Origin of the sequence: Sphingomonas sp. R-74633, from assembly GCF_013416555.1 — a bacterium.
Lineage (GTDB): Bacteria > Pseudomonadota > Alphaproteobacteria > Sphingomonadales > Sphingomonadaceae > Sphingomonas.
This window is the reverse complement of sequence record NZ_JACCFG010000002.1, coordinates 90,240-108,084: the sequence shown is the minus strand read 5'-3', so window position 1 is coordinate 108,084 and position 17,845 is coordinate 90,240. Positions and strand designations below refer to the sequence as shown.

Genomic DNA, 17,845 nt, shown 5'->3' with positions numbered 1-17,845 from the left:
ATAGCCGAAACTGAGGGGATAGGCTTAGTGAACATCATCCTGTTGGGCCCGCCGGGAGCCGGCAAGGGCACCCAGGCCAGTCGGCTCGAGGCGGATCGCGGTATGGTCCAGCTCTCGACGGGCGACATGCTGCGGGCCGCGCGCAAGGCGGATACGCCGCTCGGCCACCAGGTTGCCGAAGTGATGGACTCCGGCGCGCTGGTTTCGGACGAGATCGTCTCCGCGCTGATCGACGAGAAGCTGGGGACGCTCTCGGAAGACCAGGGCACGATCTTCGACGGCTACCCGCGCACCGCGCCGCAGGCCGAATCGCTCGACGAGATCCTCGAGGAGCACGACCGCGCGCTCGACTTCGTGATCGAGCTCGTCGTCGACGAGGATGCGCTGGTCGAGCGCATCACCGGCCGCTTCACCTGCGCCAATTGCGGTGCCGGCTATCACGACAAGTTCAAGCTGCCCAAGGTCGAGGGCACGTGCGACGTCTGCGGGCATCACGAGTTCAAGCGCCGCCCGGACGATAATGAAGAGACCGTGCGCACCCGCATGGCCGAATATCGCGCCAAGACCGCGCCGATCCTGCCGATCTACGAGGCCAAGGGCCTGGTGCGCGCGGTGGACGGCATGGCCGACATCGCCGAGGTCGGCGCGCAGATCGACGCGATCCTCGACGGCAAGGCCTGATCGGATTATCCTCCCTCGGGCTCGGGCCTGGGGGAGGATCCAATGCACTTCATATTGATCGGACTGGCTCTCACGCTGGCGGCGCCCGCCGCGGCGGAAGTCACTGCATCCACCGAAACCAGCTTCACCGTCACCGAGAAGGTGACCGTCGCCGCACCGCCGGAGAAGCTCTGGGCCGCGCTGGTCGCGCCGGGCAGCTGGTGGAGCAGCGCGCATAGCTGGTCGGGCGACGCCGCTAACCTCAGTCTCGATCCGCGTCCCGGCGGTTGCTGGTGCGAGAAGCTGCCTGGTGGTGGCGGAGTCGAGCATATGCGCGTGGTCTTCGTGCAGCCGCACAAGATGCTGCGCCTCACCGGCACGCTCGGCCCGCTCCAAAGCTTCCCCGCCAGCGGCGTGATGACCTTCACCCTCACGCCCGCCGCGGACGGCAAGACCACCGCGCTCACCATAACCTATGCCGTGGCCGGCGCCCCCGGCCTCGGCCAGATCGCCGCCCCGGTCGATGGCGTGCTCGGCGAGCAGGTCGCCAGGCTCAAGGCAGCGGCGGAGCGCTGACCCATAAATTCCTCCCCCAGCTTGCTGGGGGAGGGGGACCGTTCGCGTAGCGAATGGTGGAGGGGCTGGCGCACAGCGCCGGTACCCATCTTACCCCTCCACCACCGCTTCGCGGCGGTCCCCCTCCCCGAGGCGAGCTCGGGGAGGAATTTGGCTCTCCGCAACATTACCTTTTTGTCATGCCCCGGTCACCGCCTGCGGCACCACCTCCGGCTATCAGGCGCCTGTAGCCGGCAGCAACGCCGGCTGCGGATTAGAGGTCTTCAGCATGCGGCTTGCCCCGTTGCTCTTCCCGGCTCCAGCTCCGATCGCCGCCCCCGCGATCGAAGCTTCGGCTCACAGCCTGGCCAGTGCCCCTGCGCCAGCAGAGCCCGCCGGGAAGAGCGCAAGGTAAGCGGCATGCGACCTGAAGTCGCCGGTGCTGCCCTGGCATCGACGCAACGGCCGGCGGACACCCCCTTGTTCGCCGGCCGACCCTCTCCCCGGATCCTGATCGTCGAGGATGACCCCGCCTCCGCGGACTTCGTGCTGCAGGGGCTCGGCGCTGCCGGGCTCGATGCGGAGACCTGCGCCGATGGCCGCCTCGGGTTCGACTTGGCGGCGCAGGGCGATTTCGACCTGTGGATCCTCGATCGCATGCTGCCCGGGCTCGACGGCCTGTCGCTGCTCGGCCAGCTCCGCGCGCAGGGCCTGCGCACGCCGGCGATCATGCTTTCCGCACTCGGCACGGTCGACGACAAGGTCACCGGGCTCACCGCCGGCGCCGACGACTATCTCGCCAAGCCCTTCTCGCTGGCCGAGCTGCGCGCCCGCATCGCCGCGCTGCTCCGCCGGGCCGAACGCAGCGCCACCGAACTGGCCGCGACGCGGCTGGTTGTGGGCGATCTCGAGATCGACCTGCTCGGCCGCACGGTCACACGGGCAGGGCGCGCGGTGCCGCTGGTCGCGCGCGAATTCCACCTGCTCGAATATCTCGCCCGCCATGCCGGCGAAGTCGTCACCCGCACGATGATGCTCGAGCATGTCTGGAATTGCCGCTTCGATCCCGGCTCGAACGTGGTCGACGTCCATATCGGCCGCCTGCGCCGCAAGCTCGAGGAGGGCGACGCGCCGATCCTTCACACGGTGCGCGGGGCCGGCTACCGGCTTTCGGCGGAGGGGTAGGGCGCCCAGGCCTTGCAATGTAGGATTTCGTCTGTTTTCCTGACCCTTGGGCACGGCCGCGACCGTCACCCGAAAGCATGACCCCGCGGCCCTCACGCGAAGGGAGAGTCAACGGAATCAACGAATCGCTCAACCGGCCAGTTGAATGTCCCGGGCCGGGGCTGCGGCAGGGCTGCTCCGCTTGGCGGCGGCCTTCGGATGGTGTATGAAGTGCTTTCCGGCAAATGCCTGGCCGCGGCGCTTGACTCAGTGCCGGCGGACGCATATGTCGCGCTTCTTCCGAAACCGGTATTGCGGCGGCGTTCTTATGCGCTCGTCGTGCCACTGCATTTCGGAATCAACGCTACGAGATGGGACGCGAGCTGCCATGCGGCGTCCCGTGGAGCTGGGAGAATAAATTTCATGGCTCGTATTGCGGGTGTAAACATCCCGACCAACAAGCGCGTCGTCATCGCGCTCCAGTACATCCACGGCATTGGTGCGACCAAGGCCCAGGAGATCACCGCCAAGCTGAACATCGCGCCTGAGCGCCGTGTCCAGGACCTGTCGGACCAGGAAGTCCTGCAGATCCGCGAAGCGATCGACGCCGGTTACACCGTGGAAGGCGACCTTCGTCGCCAGACCGCGATGAACATCAAGCGTCTGATGGATCTCGCCTGCTACCGTGGCCTTCGCCACCGTAAGGGCCTGCCAGTCCGCGGCCAGCGCACGCATACCAATGCGCGCACCCGCAAGGGCAAGGCCAAGCCCATCGCCGGCAAGAAGAAGTAAGGGAGCGCTGACCAATGGCACGTGAACCGCAGCGCATTCGCCGTCGCGAGCGCAAGAACATCACCGCCGGCGTCGCCCATGTGAACGCCAGCTTCAACAACACGATGATCACCATCACCGATGCCCAGGGCAACGCCATTTCGTGGTCGTCGGCCGGCATGATGGGCTTCAAGGGCTCGCGCAAGTCGACCCCGTACGCAGCCCAGGTCGCCGCCGAAGACGCAGGCCGCAAGGCTGCCGAGCACGGCGTGCGCACCCTTGAGGTGGAAGTGAAGGGTCCGGGTTCGGGCCGCGAGTCGGCGCTCCGCGCGCTGCAGGCGGTCGGTTTCCAGATCACGTCGATCCGCGACGTGACCTCGATCCCGCACAACGGCGTCCGTCCGTCGAAGCGTCGTCGCGTCTAAATCCTGCTTGCACCGCGGACCCTGAGGCGGGTCCGCGGTCTTGCAGTTATTACCTGGCGGGATCGCCTCAAATCCCGCCCAACATGAGGAAAGCCCGTGTCGGTCAACGCTAAGAACTGGCAGGAACTCAAGAAGCCCAACGGCCTCGAGAAGAAGCCCGGTGGCGATCCCAAGCGCAAGTCGACCTTCGTGGCGGAGCCGCTCGAGCGCGGCTTCGGCCTGACGCTCGGCAACGCGCTGCGCCGCGTGCTGCTCTCGTCGCTGCAGGGTGCCGCGGTCACTTCGATCAAGATCGAGAACGTCCTCCACGAGTTCAGCTCGCTGGCAGGCGTTCGCGAGGACGTGACGGACATCGTCCTCAACGTGAAGCAGATCGCACTCAAGATGCAGGGCGAAGGCCCGAAGCGTCTCCAGCTCGCGGCCACCGGCCCGGCTGAAGTGAAGGCCGGCGACATCGCCGTGTCGGGCGATATCGAGGTGATGAACCCCGATCTCGTGCTCTGCCACCTGGACGATGGTGCGACGCTCAACATGGAGCTGACCGCCGACACCGGTAAGGGCTATGTCCCCGCCGCGTCGAACCGTCCGGCGGATGCCCCGATCGGCCTGATCCCGATCGACGCGCTGTACAGCCCGGTTCGCCAGGTGTCGTACAAGGTGGAAAACACCCGCGTCGGACAGGAGCTCGATTACGACAAGCTCACGCTTTCGGTCGAGACCGACGGCACGATCACCCCGGAAGACGCCGTGGCCTATGCCGCACGCATCCTCCAGGACCAGCTCGCGCTGTTCGTCCACTTCGACGATTCGGCGATCACCCGTTCGGCTCCGATCGGCATGGCGGCTCCGGCTGCCGGCGCTGCGGAAACCGGCTCGGGCGACGCGTCGCAGATCAACCGCTACCTGCTGAAGAAGGTCGACGAGCTCGAGCTCTCGGTCCGTTCGGCCAACTGCCTCAAGAACGACAACATCATCTACATCGGCGATCTGGTTCAGAAGACCGAAGCCGAGATGCTGCGCACGCCGAACTTCGGCCGCAAGTCGCTCAACGAGATCAAGGAAGTGCTCTCGAGCATGGGTCTCCGCCTCGGGATGGAAATCCCGGGCTGGCCGCCCGAGAACATCGAAGAGATGGCCAAGAAGCTCGAACAAGAGATCATGGGCTGATCATTCTTCCTCCCCGGGTTCGCTCGGGGAGGAATTTGAAGGCAAAGGGCAGCTGCCTCGAATGCTGCCGGGTATGGGGTACCTGAAACGGCCCCCTAACGAACGAAGGAAGAAATCATGCGCCATCGCGTAGGCGGCCGTAAGCTTCAGCGGACCTCGGCCCACCGCATTGCTCTGTTCCGCAACATGAGCGCCGCGCTCATCAAGCATGAGCAGATCACCACCACCGTCGCCAAGGCGAAGGAGCTTCGTCCGTATGTGGAGAAGCTGATCACCCTCGCTAAGAAGGGTGGCCTTTCGAACCGCCGCCTGGCGCATGCCCGTCTCCTCGACGACGCCCAGCTGGTGAAGCTGTTCGACGTGCTGGCGACCCGCTACGCCGACCGCAACGGTGGCTATACCCGCATCATCAAGACCGGCCCGCGCGCTTCGGACGCCTCGCCGATGGCGATCATCGAGTTCGTCGACCGCGACGTCTCGGCCAAGGGCCAGGATTCGGGCCCGGTGATGGGTGACGACGACTTCGACGTCGCAGCCTGATCGGTCTCAGAACCAGATAGGGAAGGGCGGTCGCACCACGGTGCGGCCGCCCTTTTCGTTTCGGGGCTGAAAGATTTCCTGCACTCTTCCGCAGCCGTTCCGATCCCCACCTTCCTGGTATGAACAGGAACCACCAATCCAACCTCACCCCCTGGCTGTCGGCCGGCATGGCGCTCGCACCGCTCACAGCATTGATCTGGGCCATCTCCGCAACCTCGGGCACCGGTTTCGCCTGACACCGCAGACCCGACCTTGTGCCGCCGGGCAGCGGCGATAGAGTTGGCGCATTCCCCTCTCTTCGGAGGCACCATGCGCCGCTCTCTGATTTTGCCGCTGCTCCTCGCCACCACCCCCGCATTCGCCCAGACCCAGCCGGAGACGCAAGTGACCAAGCTCAGCTACCCCGAAACCCGCCGCGTCGACGTGGTGGACGAGCAGTTCGGGGTGAAGGTCGCCGATCCCTATCGCTGGCTCGAGAATGACGTACGCAACGACAAGGAAGTCGCCGCCTGGGTCGATGCCGAGAACAAGGTGACCGGCGCCTATCTCGCGACGCTGCCCGGCCGCGACTGGTTCAAGGCGCGGATCAAGCAGCTGTTCGACTATGAGCGCTTCGGCGTGCCCCAGAAGAAGGGCGGCCGCTATTTCTACATGCACAACTCCGGCCTGCAGAACCAGGCGGTGCTCTTCGTCCGCGACACGCTCGCCGGCGAGGGCCGGGTGCTGATCGATCCCAATGGCTGGTCGAAGGACGGCGCGACGGCGCTCTCCGAATGGGCGCCCTCCGAAGACGGCAAGCATCTGCTCTACGCCGTGCAGGACGGGGGCACCGACTGGCGCTTCGCCAAGGTGCTCGACGTCGCCACCGGCAAGGACACCGGCGACATCGTCCACGGCATGAAGTTCACGCTGAGCGCGGCTTGGGCCAAGGACGGCAGCGGCTTTTTCTATTCGCGCTATCCGGATGTCGCGGCGGACGCCAAGTTCCAGGCGCTCAACGAGAACCACAAGGTCTTCTTCCATAAGCTCGGCACCGCCGAGAGCGAAGACAAGCTGATCTACGAGACGCCGGACCACCCAAAGTGGAGTCACTATGCCCAGGTCACCGATGACGGGCACTGGATGGTGATCACCACCAGCGAAGGCACCGACGATCGCTACCAGATCACGCTGATCGACCTCACCGCGCCGGCGATCAAGCCGCGCACGATCGTCGCGGGGCTGGAGAATAGCTGGGGCCTGGCCGGCAATGTCGGCACCAAATTCTACTGGGTGACCAACAAGGGCGCGCCCAGGCTCAAGATCGTGACGATGGACGTGGCGGCGGCGAGCCCGGCGGCAACGGATCTCGTACCGGAAGACAAGGCCACGCTCGAGGGCGCGGCGATCGTCGGCGGAACGCTGGTGGCGAGCTATCTGGTCGACGCCAAGACTGAGGTGCGCCGCTTCAAGCTGGACGGCGCCGCGCTCGGTCCGGTCAAGCTGCCCGGCGTGGGCACCGCCTCCGGTTTCGGGGGCGAGCCGGACGATCCCGAGACCTTCTACGCCTATACCAGCTTCAACGAACCGACCTCGATCTACCGCTACGACATGGCGACCGGCACCAGCACGCCCTGGGCCGCGCCAAAGCTGCTGTACAAGCCCGAGGATTATAAGGTCGAGCAGCGCTTCTATGCCTCGAAGGACGGCACCAAGGTGCCGATGTTCATCGTCCGCAAGAAGAGCGTGACCGGTCCGGCGCCGACGCTGCTGTGGGGCTATGGCGGGTTCAACGTGCCCTATGGCCCCAGCTTCTCCTCTTCGCGCCTTGCATGGCTGGAGCAGGGCGGCGTGTTCGTCCTCGCCAACATTCGCGGCGGCGGCGAATATGGCAAGGCGTGGCACGATGGCGGCCGCCTGGCGAACAAGCAGAATGTGTTCGACGATTTCATCGCGGCTGGCGAGTATCTGATCAAGGAAGGGATCACCGGCAAGGACCAGCTGGCGATCCAGGGCGGATCGAACGGCGGGCTGCTGGTCGGCGCGGTGGTCAACCAGCGTCCCGACCTGTTCGCCGCGGCGCTGCCGGCGGTGGGCGTGATGGACATGCTGCGCTTCGACCGGTTCACTGCGGGGCGCTACTGGGTCGATGACTATGGCTACCCGTCTAAGGAAGCCGACTTCAAGACGCTCTACGCCTATTCGCCCTATCACAACATCAAGTCGGGCGTGGCCTATCCGGCGATCCTGGCGACCACGGCGGATACTGACGACCGCGTCGTGCCGGGGCATACTTTCAAATACACCGCAGCGATCCAGCACGCCGATATCGGCGACAAGCCGCACCTCGTCCGTATCGAAACGCGCGCCGGCCACGGCGCCGGCAAGCCGACCGACAAGATCATTGATGAAGCCGCCGACCTTTGGGCATTCGCAGCGAAGTGGACGGGGCTGGAGATCAAGAGCAAGTAAAGCGTGCGGGCGCTATTCTTCGGTCGCTGAAGAATAGCGCCCCGTCGCAATCGGTTCAGCCGTGCGACAGATTCGCAGGCATAGGTCTCGTTTCATGAAAGTAACGGAGGGCGGCATGACTGTTCTGAAGCTTCTTGGCGGCGCGGCCGCGGTGATGGCGATGACCGGCATGGCGATGCCGGCCCAAGCTCAGCAATGGCACCCCGAGCGCAAGCGCCACCACGAGGACAAGTTCGACGTGGGCGACGCGATCGTCGGCGGCCTGGTTGTCGGCGGTCTGCTCGCGCTTGTCTCGAGCGGCAAGAAGAAGGCGCCGGTCGCCGAAACCTATGAAGACGAGCCGCCGCCCGAGGCGCGCACACCGATCGACACTGCTCCGGTCGAAGGCAGCCGCTATGCCGAGCCGGCCCAGCCCGGCAGCGGTCCGATCGCCGAGACGCCGGCACCCGATTCGGCGCGCTTCGACGGCCTGTACGACGAAGACGCCGCAGCGGACCGCTGCGCGATGGAAGCCGAGAGCCTCGGGGAGCGCTATGCGCATCTCGCCCGGGTCTCCTCGGTCACCAGCACGGTGTGGAACGGCAAGAGCTGGGTGATCAAGGGCCAGGTCGAGCTGGCGGACAGCTACCGTGACACGACCAAGCAGGTGCATGGTTTCCGCTGCGCGCTCAAGCGTGGCAGCGACCCCATTGTGACGATCGCCGACCTCAAGTCGCTTTAGGCCGGCAGTCATGCTGCCGCGCTGCCTGATCGGGGTGATGCTCGTGCTGGCGCCGGTGACGGCGCCGGCGCAGGGTCTCGATGCCGCAGCGGCGGCGGAAGGTGCGAAGTTCCTCGCCGAAGAGAAGGGCGTTGGGCTGTCGATCGGCGTGCTGTGGAACGGCCGGACACATTTCTACGGCTTTGGCGAGAGCGTGAAGCGCGGGGCGGCCCCCACGAAGGACACGGCGTTCGAGATTGGATCGATCTCCAAGACGATGTCAGGCCTGCTGCTCGCCCGCGCGGTGCTGGCGGGCAAGGCGGACCTCAACGACGACGTCCGCAAATATCTCGACGGCGATTATCCCGGACTGGCGCTCGAAGGTGAGCCGGTGCGGCTGCTGCATCTGGCCAACATGACCTCGGGCCTGCCGGACAATCTGCCCGATCTCTCGAAGCTCGATCCCGATCCCGGCCGGTTCAAACATGCCGAGGCGCTCAAGGCCTATGGCAAGGCACGGTTCCTCGCAGACCTGCATGGGCTCAAGCCGGCGACGAAGCCGGGCGAGAATGTCGCGCACTCCAACACTGCCGCGCAGCTGCTGATCTATGCGCTCGAACGCATTTACGGCATGCCGTATGACCAGATCCTCGCCCGCGAGATCGAGTCCGGTTTCGACGCCAAGGGCGTAGCCACAGGCTATGACAGTGAGGGCAGGGTGGCCGCGGTGCTGCCCCGCGACCAGTTCGGCTATCGCTACTCCGCCGCCGACATGCTGCGTTACGCCGCGCTCCAGCTCGACGAAAGCGATCCCGCGGTGGCGCTCAGTCACAAGGGGACCTGGTTCACGCTCGACAAGCAGACCTGGGTCGGCCTCACCTGGATCGTCTCGCAACTGCCGGACGGCGGGCGGGTGCTACGCACTTCCGGCGGCACCTGGGGTTTTGCCAGCGTGATGATGGTCTGGCCCGAGAAGAAACTGGCGGTGGTCCTACTCGCCAACAAGGCTAGCGACACCGCGCAGGGACGCCTTAGCGAGATCGCCAACCGCATTGCGGCGCTGCCCCCGGAATAATCTTCCCCGCGCCCTTCCCCCCGGCGCCGGTTCTGGCTAAGCGCGCTGGGCATGGACCAGCATGCAGATTCCATCCTCATCGTCGATTTCGGTAGCCAGGTTACCCAGCTTATCGCGCGCCGCGTGCGCGAAGCGGGTGTCTATAGCGAGATCGCGCCCTTCACCACCGCCGCCGAGGCCTTTGCCCGGATGCAGCCCAAGGGGATCATCCTCTCCGGCTCGCCGGCCTCTGTCCTCGAAGACGGCAGCCCGCGCGTGCCGCAGGAGATCTTCGACTCCGGCCTGCCGGTGCTCGGCATCTGCTATGGCCAGCAGGTGATGATGCACCAGCTTGGCGGCACGGTGCAGCTCGGCGACAGCGGCGAGTTCGGCCGCGCCTTTATCGAGATCGATGACGGCTGCGTGCTGTTCGACGGCATGTGGCACGAGGGCGAGAACCACCAGGTGTGGATGAGCCATGGCGACAAGGTCACCGACCTCGCCCCCGGCTTCCGCCCGGTCGCGCACAGCCAGGGTGCGCCTTTCGCCGTGATCGCCGACGACGAGCGCCGCTATTACGCGATGCAGTTCCACCCCGAAGTGGTTCACACGCCCGACGGCGCCAGGCTGCTCGCCAATTTCGTCCGCCACGTCTGCGGCCTGCAGGGCGACTGGACCATGGCCGAGTTCCGCGCCGCCAAGATCGCCGAGATCCGCGCCCAGGTCGGCAATGGCAAGGTGATCTGCGGGCTTTCGGGCGGCGTCGACAGCGCGGTTGCCGCAGTGCTGATCCATGAGGCGATCGGCGAGCAGCTCACCTGTGTGTTCGTCGATCACGGGCTGATGCGCTCGGGCGAGGCCGATCAGGTCGTCAGCCTGTTCCGCAACCACTACAACATCCCGCTCGTCCATGTGGACGCCGAGACATTGTTCATGAGCGGCCTCGCCGAGGTCACCGATCCCGAAGCCAAGCGCAAATTCATCGGCAAGACCTTCATCGATGTGTTCGAGGCCGAGGCGAAGAAGATCGGCGGCGCTGATTTCCTGGCGCAGGGCACGCTCTACCCCGATGTGATCGAGAGCGTCAGCTTCACCGGCGGGCCTTCCGTCACGATCAAGAGCCACCACAATGTTGGCGGCCTGCCCGAGCGGATGAACATGAAGCTCGTCGAGCCGCTGCGCGAGCTGTTCAAGGACGAAGTCCGCGCGCTCGGTCGCGAGCTCGGCCTGCCCGAGATCTTCGTCGGCCGGCATCCCTTCCCGGGGCCGGGCCTGGCGATCCGCATCCCCGGCGAAGTCACCAAGGAGCGCTGCGACATCCTGCGCAAGGCCGATGCGATCTACCTCGAGGAGATCCGCAACGCCGGGCTCTACGACGCGATTTGGCAGGCCTTTGCCGTGCTGCTGCCGGTGCGCTCGGTCGGCGTGATGGGCGACGGCCGCACCTATGATTCGGTGCTCGCATTGCGCGCCGTCACTTCGATCGACGGCATGACCGCGGAGGCCTTCGAATTCCCCGCCGGCTTCCTGCCGCATGCCGCGACCCGGATCATCAACGAGGTCCGCGGCGTGAACCGGGTCACTTACGACTATACGTCGAAGCCGCCCGGCACGATTGAATGGGAATGAAAACCCGCTAAGGTACCCGTTATGTTCCGCGGGGCCCTGGAGGGAAAAGAGTGACGCGCCTTTCCCTCAAACAGGCTCGCCGCATCTTCCTCGTGGCGCAGGGCTTCGGCGTACGGCACCCGGCAAATGTCGGGGCGCCGCATCTCCGCCGCACGGTCGAGAGGCTGGGGCTCCACCAGATCGACAGTGTCAACGTGCTGGTGCGGATGCATTATCTGCCCGCCTTTTCGCGGCTCGGCTGCTACGACCGGGCCCTGCTCGAGCGAGATGCCTGGGGGCCGAAGCGCGGGCGCAAGCTCTTCGAATATTGGGCGCACGAGGCTTCGCTGCTGCCGCTCGACCTCTACCCCTATTTCCGCTGGCGCATGGCGCGGGCGGAGCGCGGCGAGATCGGCTGGAAGGGGCTCCGTCTGTTCGCGCACGAACGTCGGGACGAAGCGAAGACCGTTCTAGATCGGATTGCCGCCGAGGGGCCGCTCGCCGCCTCCGACTTCGACAATGGCAGCTCGAAGAGCGGCTGGTGGGAGTGGAGCGAGACCAAGCTTGCGCTCGAATGGCTGTTCTGGTCGGGCCAGATCACCACCGCGACGCGGCGCGGCGGCTTCGAGCGCGTCTACGACCTGAGCGAGCGGGTAATCCCCCGCGCGACCTACGACTTGCCCACGCCCGATGCCGCGTCTGCCCAGCGCGCGCTGATCGAACGCGGCGCCCGCGCGCTCGGCGTCGCCACCGCCACCGACCTGCGCGACTATTTCCGATTGAAGCCCGAGGAAGCCAACCACGCCATCCCCGAGCTGGAAGAGGAAGGCGTGCTGATCCCGGTGCAGGTGCAGGGCTGGGGGCAAAAGGCCTGGCTCCACCGCGATGCGAAGCTGCCGCGCAAGGTAGCCGGCGATGCGCTGCTCGCGCCGTTCGATCCGCTGGTCTGGGAGCGCAGCCGCACCGAACGGCTGTTCGACTTCCGCTACCGGATCGAGATCTACGTCCCCGCCGACAAGCGCACGCATGGCTATTTCGTGCTACCCTTCCTGATGGACGAGGCGCTCACCGCCCGGGTCGATCTCAAGGCTGATCGCCAGAATGGCCGCCTGCTCGCGCACCGCATCACGCTGGAGCCGAACGCGCCGGGCGACACGGAGGAGCGGCTGGTGGTCGAACTCAAACGCATGGCCGAATGGCTGGGTCTTGGCGAGCTACACATCGGCGAGACCGTGAGGGGAGCCCAATGACCGACGACCTGCAACGCTGCGCCTGGGCGGTCAGCGATCCACTCAACCGCACCTATCACGACGCCGAATGGGGCGTGCCCGTGCGCGATGCCCGTGAACTCTGGGAAACCTTGATGCTCGAGGGCTTCCAGGCCGGGCTCGCCTGGATCGTCATCCTGCGCAAGCGCGAGGCGTTCCGCGAAGCCTTTGCCGGCTTCGATCCGCGCAAGGTCGCCGCCTTCGGGCCCGAGGACGTCGAGCGGCTGATGGCCAATCCCGGCATTGTCCGCGCCCGCGCCAAGATCGAGGCAACGATCAAAGGGGCGCAGATCTGGTGCGAGATGATGGACCGCGGCGAGGATTTTGCCGACTTCTGCTGGGCGTTCGTGGACGGCACGCCGATCCAGTCGCCCGGCCATGGCTTCGTCGCCACCACGCCGCTTTCGGAAACCATCTCGAAGGAGCTCAAGCGCCGGGGCTTCAAGTTCGTCGGGCCGACGATCGTCTATGCCTGGATGCAGGCGGTGGGGCTGGTCAACGACCACCAGCAGGGCTGCTTTCGCCGTGAACCGGTGGCTGCGCTCGCCTGAAGTGATTGCGGGCGGCCCGCGATAGTGAGAAAATGCCCGTGGATGGGGCGAGGGGAATGATGATGACGAACAAGCTGCTGCCGTGCGCGCTCGCTGCGCTGGGCCTGCTCGCTGCCTGCGCGCCCGATCCGGCCAGCAAGCCGGTGGAGAACAAGGCCGTGGCCAATGAGGCTGCCGAGATCATCGTGCCGCCCGCGCATGAGGCCAATGCCGCCAATGCGAGCGAGGAAACGCCTGGCCTCGGCGTCAATCTGGCGCCCGACGAGCTGACTCTCGTGCTGCCCAACGGCTCTTCGCGCCATGTGAGCTTCGGCATGGCGAAGGCCGATGCAGTGAAGATGCTCAGCGCCGCGCTCGGTAGCCCGATCGAGCAGGCGGAGAACCAGGATTGCGGCGCGGGTTCGCTCGGCTATGCGGCCTTTCGCGACGGGCTCTCGCTCTATTTCCAGGACGGCAAGTTCGCCGGCTGGGATCTGGACGGGCGTGAAAACGGCAAGTTCACCACCGGGAACGGCATTGGCATCGGCATGACGCGCAAGGCGCTCGAGGTAGCCGGGCCGGTCGAAGTCGGCGAGACGACGATCGGGCAGGAGTTCACTTTGGGTGAAATGTCCGGCCTGCTCAGCTCGGCTGCGCCCGATGGCAAGGTGACCAATCTCTGGGCCGGCGTGACCTGCATCGCGCGATGACTACCACCAGATTGCTGATCGAGATCGTCGGCTGGACCGGCGCAGGGCTGATATTGGTGGCCTATCTGCTGCTCTCCTCGGGGCGGCTGACCGGCCAGTCGCGGCTCTATCAATGGATGAACGTTGTCGGCGCCGCCTGCTTCGTGCTCAACAGCGGCTGGAACGGCGCGATCCCCTCTGCCTCGCTCAATGTGGTGTGGATGCTGATCGGCGCGGTGACCTTGTGGCGCATCGCGCGGGCGAAGCCATGATCCGCGCGGCGACGGCGGCGGACCAGGCGGTGGTGATCGCGCTGTGGCACGCTTGCGGGCTCACCCGGCCCTGGAATGACCCCGCGCAGGACTTCACCCGGGCACTTGAAGGTGCCACCTCGACGGTGCTCGTGGCGGAGGGCGAGGCCGGGCTGACCGGCAGCGTGATGCTGGGCGACGATGGGCATCGCGGCTGGGTCTATTATCTTGCCGTGGCCGAGAGCGCCCGTCGCACCGGCTTGGGACGGACGCTGATGGTCGCGGCGGAAGATTGGCTCCGGGCACGCGGCTGCCCGAAGATCCAGCTGATGGTCCGCGACAGCAATGCAGAGGCCCTGGGCTTCTATGCGGCGCTGGGTCTGGAGCCGCAGGGCGTGGTGACGTTGGGGCGCTTCCTGAAGGACTAGAGCTTCTCGCCTGGCAGCGCGCTCGCCTGCCGGATCCAGTCCGCCAGTTGCGCCGCGTCGATGATGTCCTCCTCGCGAATGTCGAGGTATCGCACTTCCTTCTGCTTCGATGCGCCTGGCGGCACCGGTTCGAGCGACGTGCCGCGGAAGAAGGTCAGTTTCACATAGCGGTCGAAGCAATGAAACGAGAGGAACCAGCCCTCCTGGTCGGGTGCGCCGAAGAAAGGCGAGTTCCATTTCACCGCCTTGCGCACGCCCGGCACGGTGTGCGCGACGAGACCGTCCACCGCGCGGCCGATCCGCTGCTTCCAGCCCGGCATCGCGGCGATATAGGCCTGGACCGGAGCGTTGCCGTCGCCCTTGGGGATCTGCGGATTGCCGCCGGAGAGCAGCTTGAGCTCAGTCAAATCCCGTCTCCACGGTTCACCGAACGAACAAATAGACCCGTCCGGTCTCGACCTGCCCTGTGTCGAGTGCGCTGACATAATCATACCAGGCGATGCCGGTGAAGCCCGGCTTCGCTGTCACCACGACGTTTCCGTCCACCTGGAGATCCGCCGCGATCGCCGCGGCCGAGCCGGCGGGGACCGAAATGCTGCGGATCGTCGCCGGCAATTGGCGTTGCGGAGCGCGATTGGACCAGAGGAGGTCGTTATACGTCATGTTCGGCCGCGACGGCACGGCTCCGCCGGGGGCAAAGCCTGCCGTATTGTCCTTGTAGACGGTCAGCGTGCCGCCTGCGTCGAGGCGGAAGAAGTCGGAAAGCGGCACAAAGGCGCCGGTGGGGAAGGCGAGTTGATCGGAGAAGTTCCTGCTCGCCTCGTCCATCAGATAGAGGAAGGACACCGCGCCGCTTGCTGCCGCGGCGGCGCTGTTCCGCTCTGCCAGGTCGTCCAGGCGGGGACGAAGTGCTCCCATTACCGCGACCGCGAAGCGCGGCGCAAAGCCCGGATTGTCATCGACCAGGCGCGTCGCAAGATCGAAATTATGGATCAACGAAGCGGCGGTCTCGTAGATGTCGTCGCGATAGGCCGGCGACAGGCCGGCGCGCAGCGAGCGGAGAAAGGCGCTGATCCCCGCCTGGCTGTCCAGTGTCGCGGTCGGATTCGCCTTTATATAGGCGGCGATCCGCGCGCTCATCGTCCGCGGCACGGAGAAGTCGATGGCGAATTGCGGCGGCGTGCCTGGCGCCGCCGCGAAGACCTCCACCGCCTGCGCCAGCGCCAGCACCCGGACATTGGCGGCGAGCACCTGGCCGGGCTTCGACTTGGGAGCGCTCGATGCCGCGTCCTGCGTCGCCGAATAGGTGGTGAGATCGATATCGGCCGGCAGGAGGAAGGTCGTCGTGGCGCCAAGGCCCAGTGCGCGCTTCACCGCTGATTGGTCGCGTACCTCTGCGATCAGCGAGGTCAGCGGTGAAACGGCCGTCGATTTGCGCGGGGCGATCAGGCCGCGGAACAGGCGGGTGGGGTTTTCCACGCCATAGGCGCGCAGGGCATAGTCGGCGCTGTAGTTGAACCCGGGAAATCCTGCCGTCTGGATGCCGCCGCCTGCGCCATAGGGGCTGTGTGTTACCCCAGGGAGCAGCATGCCCAATATGTCTGTGGCGAAGGAGGAGGAGTCCGCGCTCAACGACGTCGCATCCTCGCCGACGATGAGGTCCAGCGACCCGCCGACCGCGCCGGCCGCCTCGACGGTGAACTGCGCGTTGGCCGGCGTCGGCGTGGAGGTCGCGGTCGGTGTTGGCGTCGGCGTGACGGACGTCGCGCCCCCGCCGCCGGTTCCGCCTCCGCCCCCGCCGCTACAGGCCCATAGCGGCAGGAAGGCTGAGAGTATGAGCGCATGGCGACGACGCATGATGAGATCCCCCTCTAGTCCTCCAAGGTCTCAAGGTTTGGAAGCCATTGCAATGGCTTCTGCCCGATTCCTGTCGATCGGTCAGCCGGATTTCAGGCCGTTCCGGTGTGATGTCGGGGGGGTGGCGAGAGCGCTGCTGCATTCCCGCCGGTCCCGCGCTATCCACGGTCCGAAATCCAATCGGTCAAGGACGCGCGATGACCATCACCATGTACGGCATCAAGAATTGCGACACGATCAAGAAGGCGCGGACGTGGATGGATGAGCACGGCGTCGCCTATGCGTTCCATGACTATAAGACGCAGGGCGTCGACGCAGCGCGGCTGGCGCGGTGGAGCGGGATCGCCGGCTGGGAAGTGCTGCTCAACCGGGCCGGCACCACCTTCCGCAAGCTGCCCGACGCCGATCGCGAAGGAATCGACGCGGGCAAGGCGGCGGCGCTGATGCTGGCCCAGCCTTCGATGATCAAGCGTCCGGTGCTCGAATATCCCGGCGGCATCCTGGTCGGCTTCAAGCCCGAGAGTTACGCCAAGGCGCTGCTCTGAGGCGCAGAAACCCCGGAAATCAGAAGCCCTTGCGGAACTTCTCGAGCACCCAGATCTCCGGATTGGCGACCACTTCCGAGAAGTAGTTGCCGCGCCCGCACACCGTGGTGAGCATGGTCAGCAGCACGGTGCCCGCCTTGGCGAGCGTCGGGTCGCTCGGGCCGGCCTCGGTGTCGAGATAGGTACCGCGCACATAGAAGCTGCTGTCACGCATGAACGAAGTCATTGCCGAGCAGTCCGCCTGGCGGGTGAGCATCGAGCGATCGAAGTCGCGCGTCGGGCTCGTCGTCTCGTAGATGGTCTGCTGCTTGAAGGTCACGACATTGCCGTTGCGGCGCACCGAATCGACATCGACGAAATAGGCCATTTGCGGCGCCTGGTTCGAATAGGCGGCGAGGCGCCAGCTTTGCGCCGAAGCGGCGTGCGGCAAGGTAAGTGCGGCGAGTGCGAACAAGGCTAGGCGCATGTGCTGATTCCCCCAATCTGGCGGTAACCACGCTAGCGGCGATCTTCGCGGCTGCGCAAGTGTCGAGCTACCCGAACTGGGTCACTTGCGCTTCATTCCTCCCAGCTGAACACTTCCTCCAACGGCTTGCCGAACACCTGGGCGATGCGGAACGCGGCCTCGAGCGAAGGCGAATATTTGCCCTGCTCGATCGCCGCGATCGTCTGGCGGGTGAGGCCGATCTTCTCGCCCAGCTCGGCCTGGGTCATCTCGCCGGCGAGGAAGCGCAGAGTGCGCACCTGGTTGACCACCTTAGCCATGCCAGCCCCTCCGATAGCTCAGCAGGACGAGGAAATGGTTCACCGCCTCGGCGATCACGATCGCGAGCAGCGCGGTGTTGACGATCTTCGGCGCGGGCTCGCTGAACGGCATCACCACGCCGACCAGGATCGTGCCGGCCATCAGCGTATAATAGCCCGCGGACGCGCCGCGCCGGGCGATCGCTCTGTCGCGTTCGTCCGGGCGGCGGCCCGCGGCGCCCGGGGCTTGGGCGGCGAGGACGATATGCCCGATGATCACTGCCACCGCCTGGGTTCCGGCGATGATGCCGAAGGTCCACAGGATGTTGATCAGCGTGGGCGGGCTTTCCCGCAGCGCCATCATCGGAAAGTAGATGCCATAGGCTATCGCCATGCATATCAGCGTCAGCCAGGCGGTCTTTTCGCGGTACGCCATGG

At 65.9% G+C, this 17,845-nt stretch carries 22 protein-coding genes; 17 read left to right on the top strand and 5 right to left on the bottom strand.

All coding sequences use genetic code 11. From position 1 onward, the window contains the following. The first annotated feature begins 27 nt into the window (after positions 1-27). From HZY97_RS06600 to HZY97_RS06525, 16 genes are all read left to right on the top strand, one after another. Complete coding sequence (locus tag HZY97_RS06600; RefSeq protein WP_180141901.1) at positions 28-681, top strand: adenylate kinase; 654 nt, start codon at positions 28-30, stop codon at positions 679-681. A 42-nt stretch (positions 682-723) separates the two neighbouring features. Continuing rightward, positions 724-1,236 carry an SRPBCC domain-containing protein gene (locus HZY97_RS06595; RefSeq protein WP_180141899.1) on the top strand — a complete coding sequence of 171 codons (513 nt, stop codon included), beginning with the start codon at positions 724-726 and terminating at the stop codon, positions 1,234-1,236. Positions 1,237-1,635: 399 nt separating this feature from the next. Then, positions 1,636-2,400, top strand: a complete 765-nt coding sequence (locus tag HZY97_RS06590; protein ID WP_180141898.1) for a response regulator transcription factor — start codon at positions 1,636-1,638, stop codon at positions 2,398-2,400. Positions 2,401-2,802: 402 nt separating this feature from the next. Beyond that, complete coding sequence (gene rpsM, locus HZY97_RS06585) at positions 2,803-3,171, top strand: 30S ribosomal protein S13 (protein WP_180141896.1); 369 nt, start codon at positions 2,803-2,805, stop codon at positions 3,169-3,171. A 14-nt stretch (positions 3,172-3,185) separates the two neighbouring features. Then, on the top strand, positions 3,186-3,575 hold the full coding sequence (gene rpsK, locus HZY97_RS06580) for a 30S ribosomal protein S11 (RefSeq protein WP_025495450.1): 390 nt from the start codon (positions 3,186-3,188) through the stop codon (positions 3,573-3,575). Positions 3,576-3,671: 96 nt separating this feature from the next. After that, positions 3,672-4,742: a DNA-directed RNA polymerase subunit alpha gene (locus tag HZY97_RS06575; RefSeq protein ID WP_180141894.1), complete on the top strand. Its 1,071-nt coding sequence runs from the start codon at positions 3,672-3,674 to the stop codon at positions 4,740-4,742. Positions 4,743-4,859: 117 nt separating this feature from the next. Beyond that, positions 4,860-5,282, top strand: a complete 423-nt coding sequence (gene rplQ, locus HZY97_RS06570; RefSeq protein WP_180141892.1) for a 50S ribosomal protein L17 — start codon at positions 4,860-4,862, stop codon at positions 5,280-5,282. 309 nt (positions 5,283-5,591) lie between these two features. Continuing rightward, complete coding sequence (locus tag HZY97_RS06565; protein ID WP_180141890.1) at positions 5,592-7,733, top strand: prolyl oligopeptidase family protein; 2,142 nt, start codon at positions 5,592-5,594, stop codon at positions 7,731-7,733. A 115-nt stretch (positions 7,734-7,848) separates the two neighbouring features. After that, positions 7,849-8,454 (top strand): hypothetical protein, encoded by a 606-nt coding sequence (locus tag HZY97_RS06560; protein WP_180141889.1) that lies wholly within the window; start codon positions 7,849-7,851, stop codon positions 8,452-8,454. 10 nt (positions 8,455-8,464) lie between these two features. Further along, the gene (locus HZY97_RS06555) at positions 8,465-9,508 is read left to right on the top strand and encodes a serine hydrolase (RefSeq protein WP_180141887.1); all 1,044 of its coding nucleotides are present in this window, start codon (positions 8,465-8,467) and stop codon (positions 9,506-9,508) included. Between the two features lie 51 nt (positions 9,509-9,559). After that, the gene (guaA, locus tag HZY97_RS06550; RefSeq protein ID WP_180141885.1) at positions 9,560-11,116 is read left to right on the top strand and encodes a glutamine-hydrolyzing GMP synthase; all 1,557 of its coding nucleotides are present in this window, start codon (positions 9,560-9,562) and stop codon (positions 11,114-11,116) included. A gap of 50 nt (positions 11,117-11,166) precedes the next feature. Beyond that, complete coding sequence (locus HZY97_RS06545) at positions 11,167-12,345, top strand: DNA glycosylase AlkZ-like family protein (protein ID WP_180141883.1); 1,179 nt, start codon at positions 11,167-11,169, stop codon at positions 12,343-12,345. Continuing rightward, positions 12,342-12,914, top strand: a complete 573-nt coding sequence (locus HZY97_RS06540) for a DNA-3-methyladenine glycosylase I (protein ID WP_180141881.1) — start codon at positions 12,342-12,344, stop codon at positions 12,912-12,914. The genes HZY97_RS06545 and HZY97_RS06540 overlap by 4 nt, the downstream gene beginning before the upstream one ends. Positions 12,915-12,976: 62 nt before the next feature. Continuing rightward, complete coding sequence (locus HZY97_RS06535; protein WP_180141879.1) at positions 12,977-13,603, top strand: hypothetical protein; 627 nt, start codon at positions 12,977-12,979, stop codon at positions 13,601-13,603. After that, positions 13,600-13,854, top strand: coding sequence for a hypothetical protein (locus HZY97_RS06530; RefSeq protein WP_180141877.1), 255 nt, complete (start codon positions 13,600-13,602; stop codon positions 13,852-13,854). The genes HZY97_RS06535 and HZY97_RS06530 overlap by 4 nt, the downstream gene beginning before the upstream one ends. Continuing rightward, positions 13,851-14,261 (top strand): GNAT family acetyltransferase, encoded by a 411-nt coding sequence (locus tag HZY97_RS06525; RefSeq protein ID WP_180141875.1) that lies wholly within the window; start codon positions 13,851-13,853, stop codon positions 14,259-14,261. The genes HZY97_RS06530 and HZY97_RS06525 overlap by 4 nt, the downstream gene beginning before the upstream one ends. Here HZY97_RS06525 and HZY97_RS06520 read toward each other — a convergent pair. Further along, positions 14,258-14,668, bottom strand: coding sequence for a DUF1801 domain-containing protein (locus HZY97_RS06520; protein WP_257214940.1), 411 nt, complete (start codon positions 14,666-14,668; stop codon positions 14,258-14,260). The genes HZY97_RS06525 and HZY97_RS06520 overlap by 4 nt on opposite strands. 16 nt (positions 14,669-14,684) lie before the next feature. Continuing rightward, complete coding sequence (locus tag HZY97_RS06515) at positions 14,685-16,118, bottom strand: hypothetical protein (RefSeq protein ID WP_180141871.1); 1,434 nt, start codon at positions 16,116-16,118, stop codon at positions 14,685-14,687. Between the two features lie 197 nt (positions 16,119-16,315). On the opposite strand from HZY97_RS06515, the gene HZY97_RS06510 reads away from it, so the two are divergent. After that, on the top strand, positions 16,316-16,663 hold the full coding sequence (locus HZY97_RS06510; protein WP_180141869.1) for an ArsC family reductase: 348 nt from the start codon (positions 16,316-16,318) through the stop codon (positions 16,661-16,663). Positions 16,664-16,682: 19 nt separating this feature from the next. On the opposite strand, the gene HZY97_RS06505 is transcribed toward HZY97_RS06510, so the two are convergent. The 3 genes from HZY97_RS06505 to HZY97_RS06495 form a co-directional block, all read right to left on the bottom strand. Beyond that, positions 16,683-17,129 carry a surface-adhesin E family protein gene (locus HZY97_RS06505; protein ID WP_180141867.1) on the bottom strand — a complete coding sequence of 149 codons (447 nt, stop codon included), beginning with the start codon at positions 17,127-17,129 and terminating at the stop codon, positions 16,683-16,685. Positions 17,130-17,221: 92 nt separating this feature from the next. Then, positions 17,222-17,428 carry a helix-turn-helix transcriptional regulator gene (locus HZY97_RS06500; protein WP_180141865.1) on the bottom strand — a complete coding sequence of 69 codons (207 nt, stop codon included), beginning with the start codon at positions 17,426-17,428 and terminating at the stop codon, positions 17,222-17,224. Beyond that, positions 17,421-17,843, bottom strand: a complete 423-nt coding sequence (locus tag HZY97_RS06495) for a hypothetical protein (protein ID WP_180141863.1) — start codon at positions 17,841-17,843, stop codon at positions 17,421-17,423. The genes HZY97_RS06500 and HZY97_RS06495 overlap by 8 nt, the downstream gene beginning before the upstream one ends. Positions 17,844-17,845 lie beyond the last annotated feature (2 nt).

Bases quoted from the DNA above. Each gene is read 5' to 3' on its own strand.
- HZY97_RS06595 (WP_180141899.1), top strand. From the start codon at position 724: ATGCACTTCATATTGATCGGACTGGCTCTCACGCTGGCGGCGCCCGCC.
- HZY97_RS06590 (WP_180141898.1), top strand. From the start codon at position 1,636: ATGCGACCTGAAGTCGCCGGTGCTGCCCTGGCATCGACGCAACGGCCG.
- rpsM (WP_180141896.1), top strand. From the start codon at position 2,803: ATGGCTCGTATTGCGGGTGTAAACATCCCGACCAACAAGCGCGTCGTC.
- rpsK (WP_025495450.1), top strand. From the start codon at position 3,186: ATGGCACGTGAACCGCAGCGCATTCGCCGTCGCGAGCGCAAGAACATC.
- rplQ (WP_180141892.1), top strand. From the start codon at position 4,860: ATGCGCCATCGCGTAGGCGGCCGTAAGCTTCAGCGGACCTCGGCCCAC.
- HZY97_RS06565 (WP_180141890.1), top strand. From the start codon at position 5,592: ATGCGCCGCTCTCTGATTTTGCCGCTGCTCCTCGCCACCACCCCCGCA.
- HZY97_RS06560 (WP_180141889.1), top strand. From the start codon at position 7,849: ATGACTGTTCTGAAGCTTCTTGGCGGCGCGGCCGCGGTGATGGCGATG.
- HZY97_RS06555 (WP_180141887.1), top strand. From the start codon at position 8,465: ATGCTGCCGCGCTGCCTGATCGGGGTGATGCTCGTGCTGGCGCCGGTG.
- guaA (WP_180141885.1), top strand. From the start codon at position 9,560: ATGGACCAGCATGCAGATTCCATCCTCATCGTCGATTTCGGTAGCCAG.
- HZY97_RS06540 (WP_180141881.1), top strand. From the start codon at position 12,342: ATGACCGACGACCTGCAACGCTGCGCCTGGGCGGTCAGCGATCCACTC.
- HZY97_RS06535 (WP_180141879.1), top strand. From the start codon at position 12,977: ATGACGAACAAGCTGCTGCCGTGCGCGCTCGCTGCGCTGGGCCTGCTC.
- HZY97_RS06530 (WP_180141877.1), top strand. From the start codon at position 13,600: ATGACTACCACCAGATTGCTGATCGAGATCGTCGGCTGGACCGGCGCA.
- HZY97_RS06525 (WP_180141875.1), top strand. From the start codon at position 13,851: ATGATCCGCGCGGCGACGGCGGCGGACCAGGCGGTGGTGATCGCGCTG.
- HZY97_RS06515 (WP_180141871.1), bottom strand. From the start codon at position 16,118: ATGCGTCGTCGCCATGCGCTCATACTCTCAGCCTTCCTGCCGCTATGG.
- HZY97_RS06510 (WP_180141869.1), top strand. From the start codon at position 16,316: ATGACCATCACCATGTACGGCATCAAGAATTGCGACACGATCAAGAAG.
- HZY97_RS06505 (WP_180141867.1), bottom strand. From the start codon at position 17,129: ATGCGCCTAGCCTTGTTCGCACTCGCCGCACTTACCTTGCCGCACGCC.
- HZY97_RS06500 (WP_180141865.1), bottom strand. From the start codon at position 17,428: ATGGCTAAGGTGGTCAACCAGGTGCGCACTCTGCGCTTCCTCGCCGGC.
- HZY97_RS06495 (WP_180141863.1), bottom strand. From the start codon at position 17,843: ATGGCGTACCGCGAAAAGACCGCCTGGCTGACGCTGATATGCATGGCG.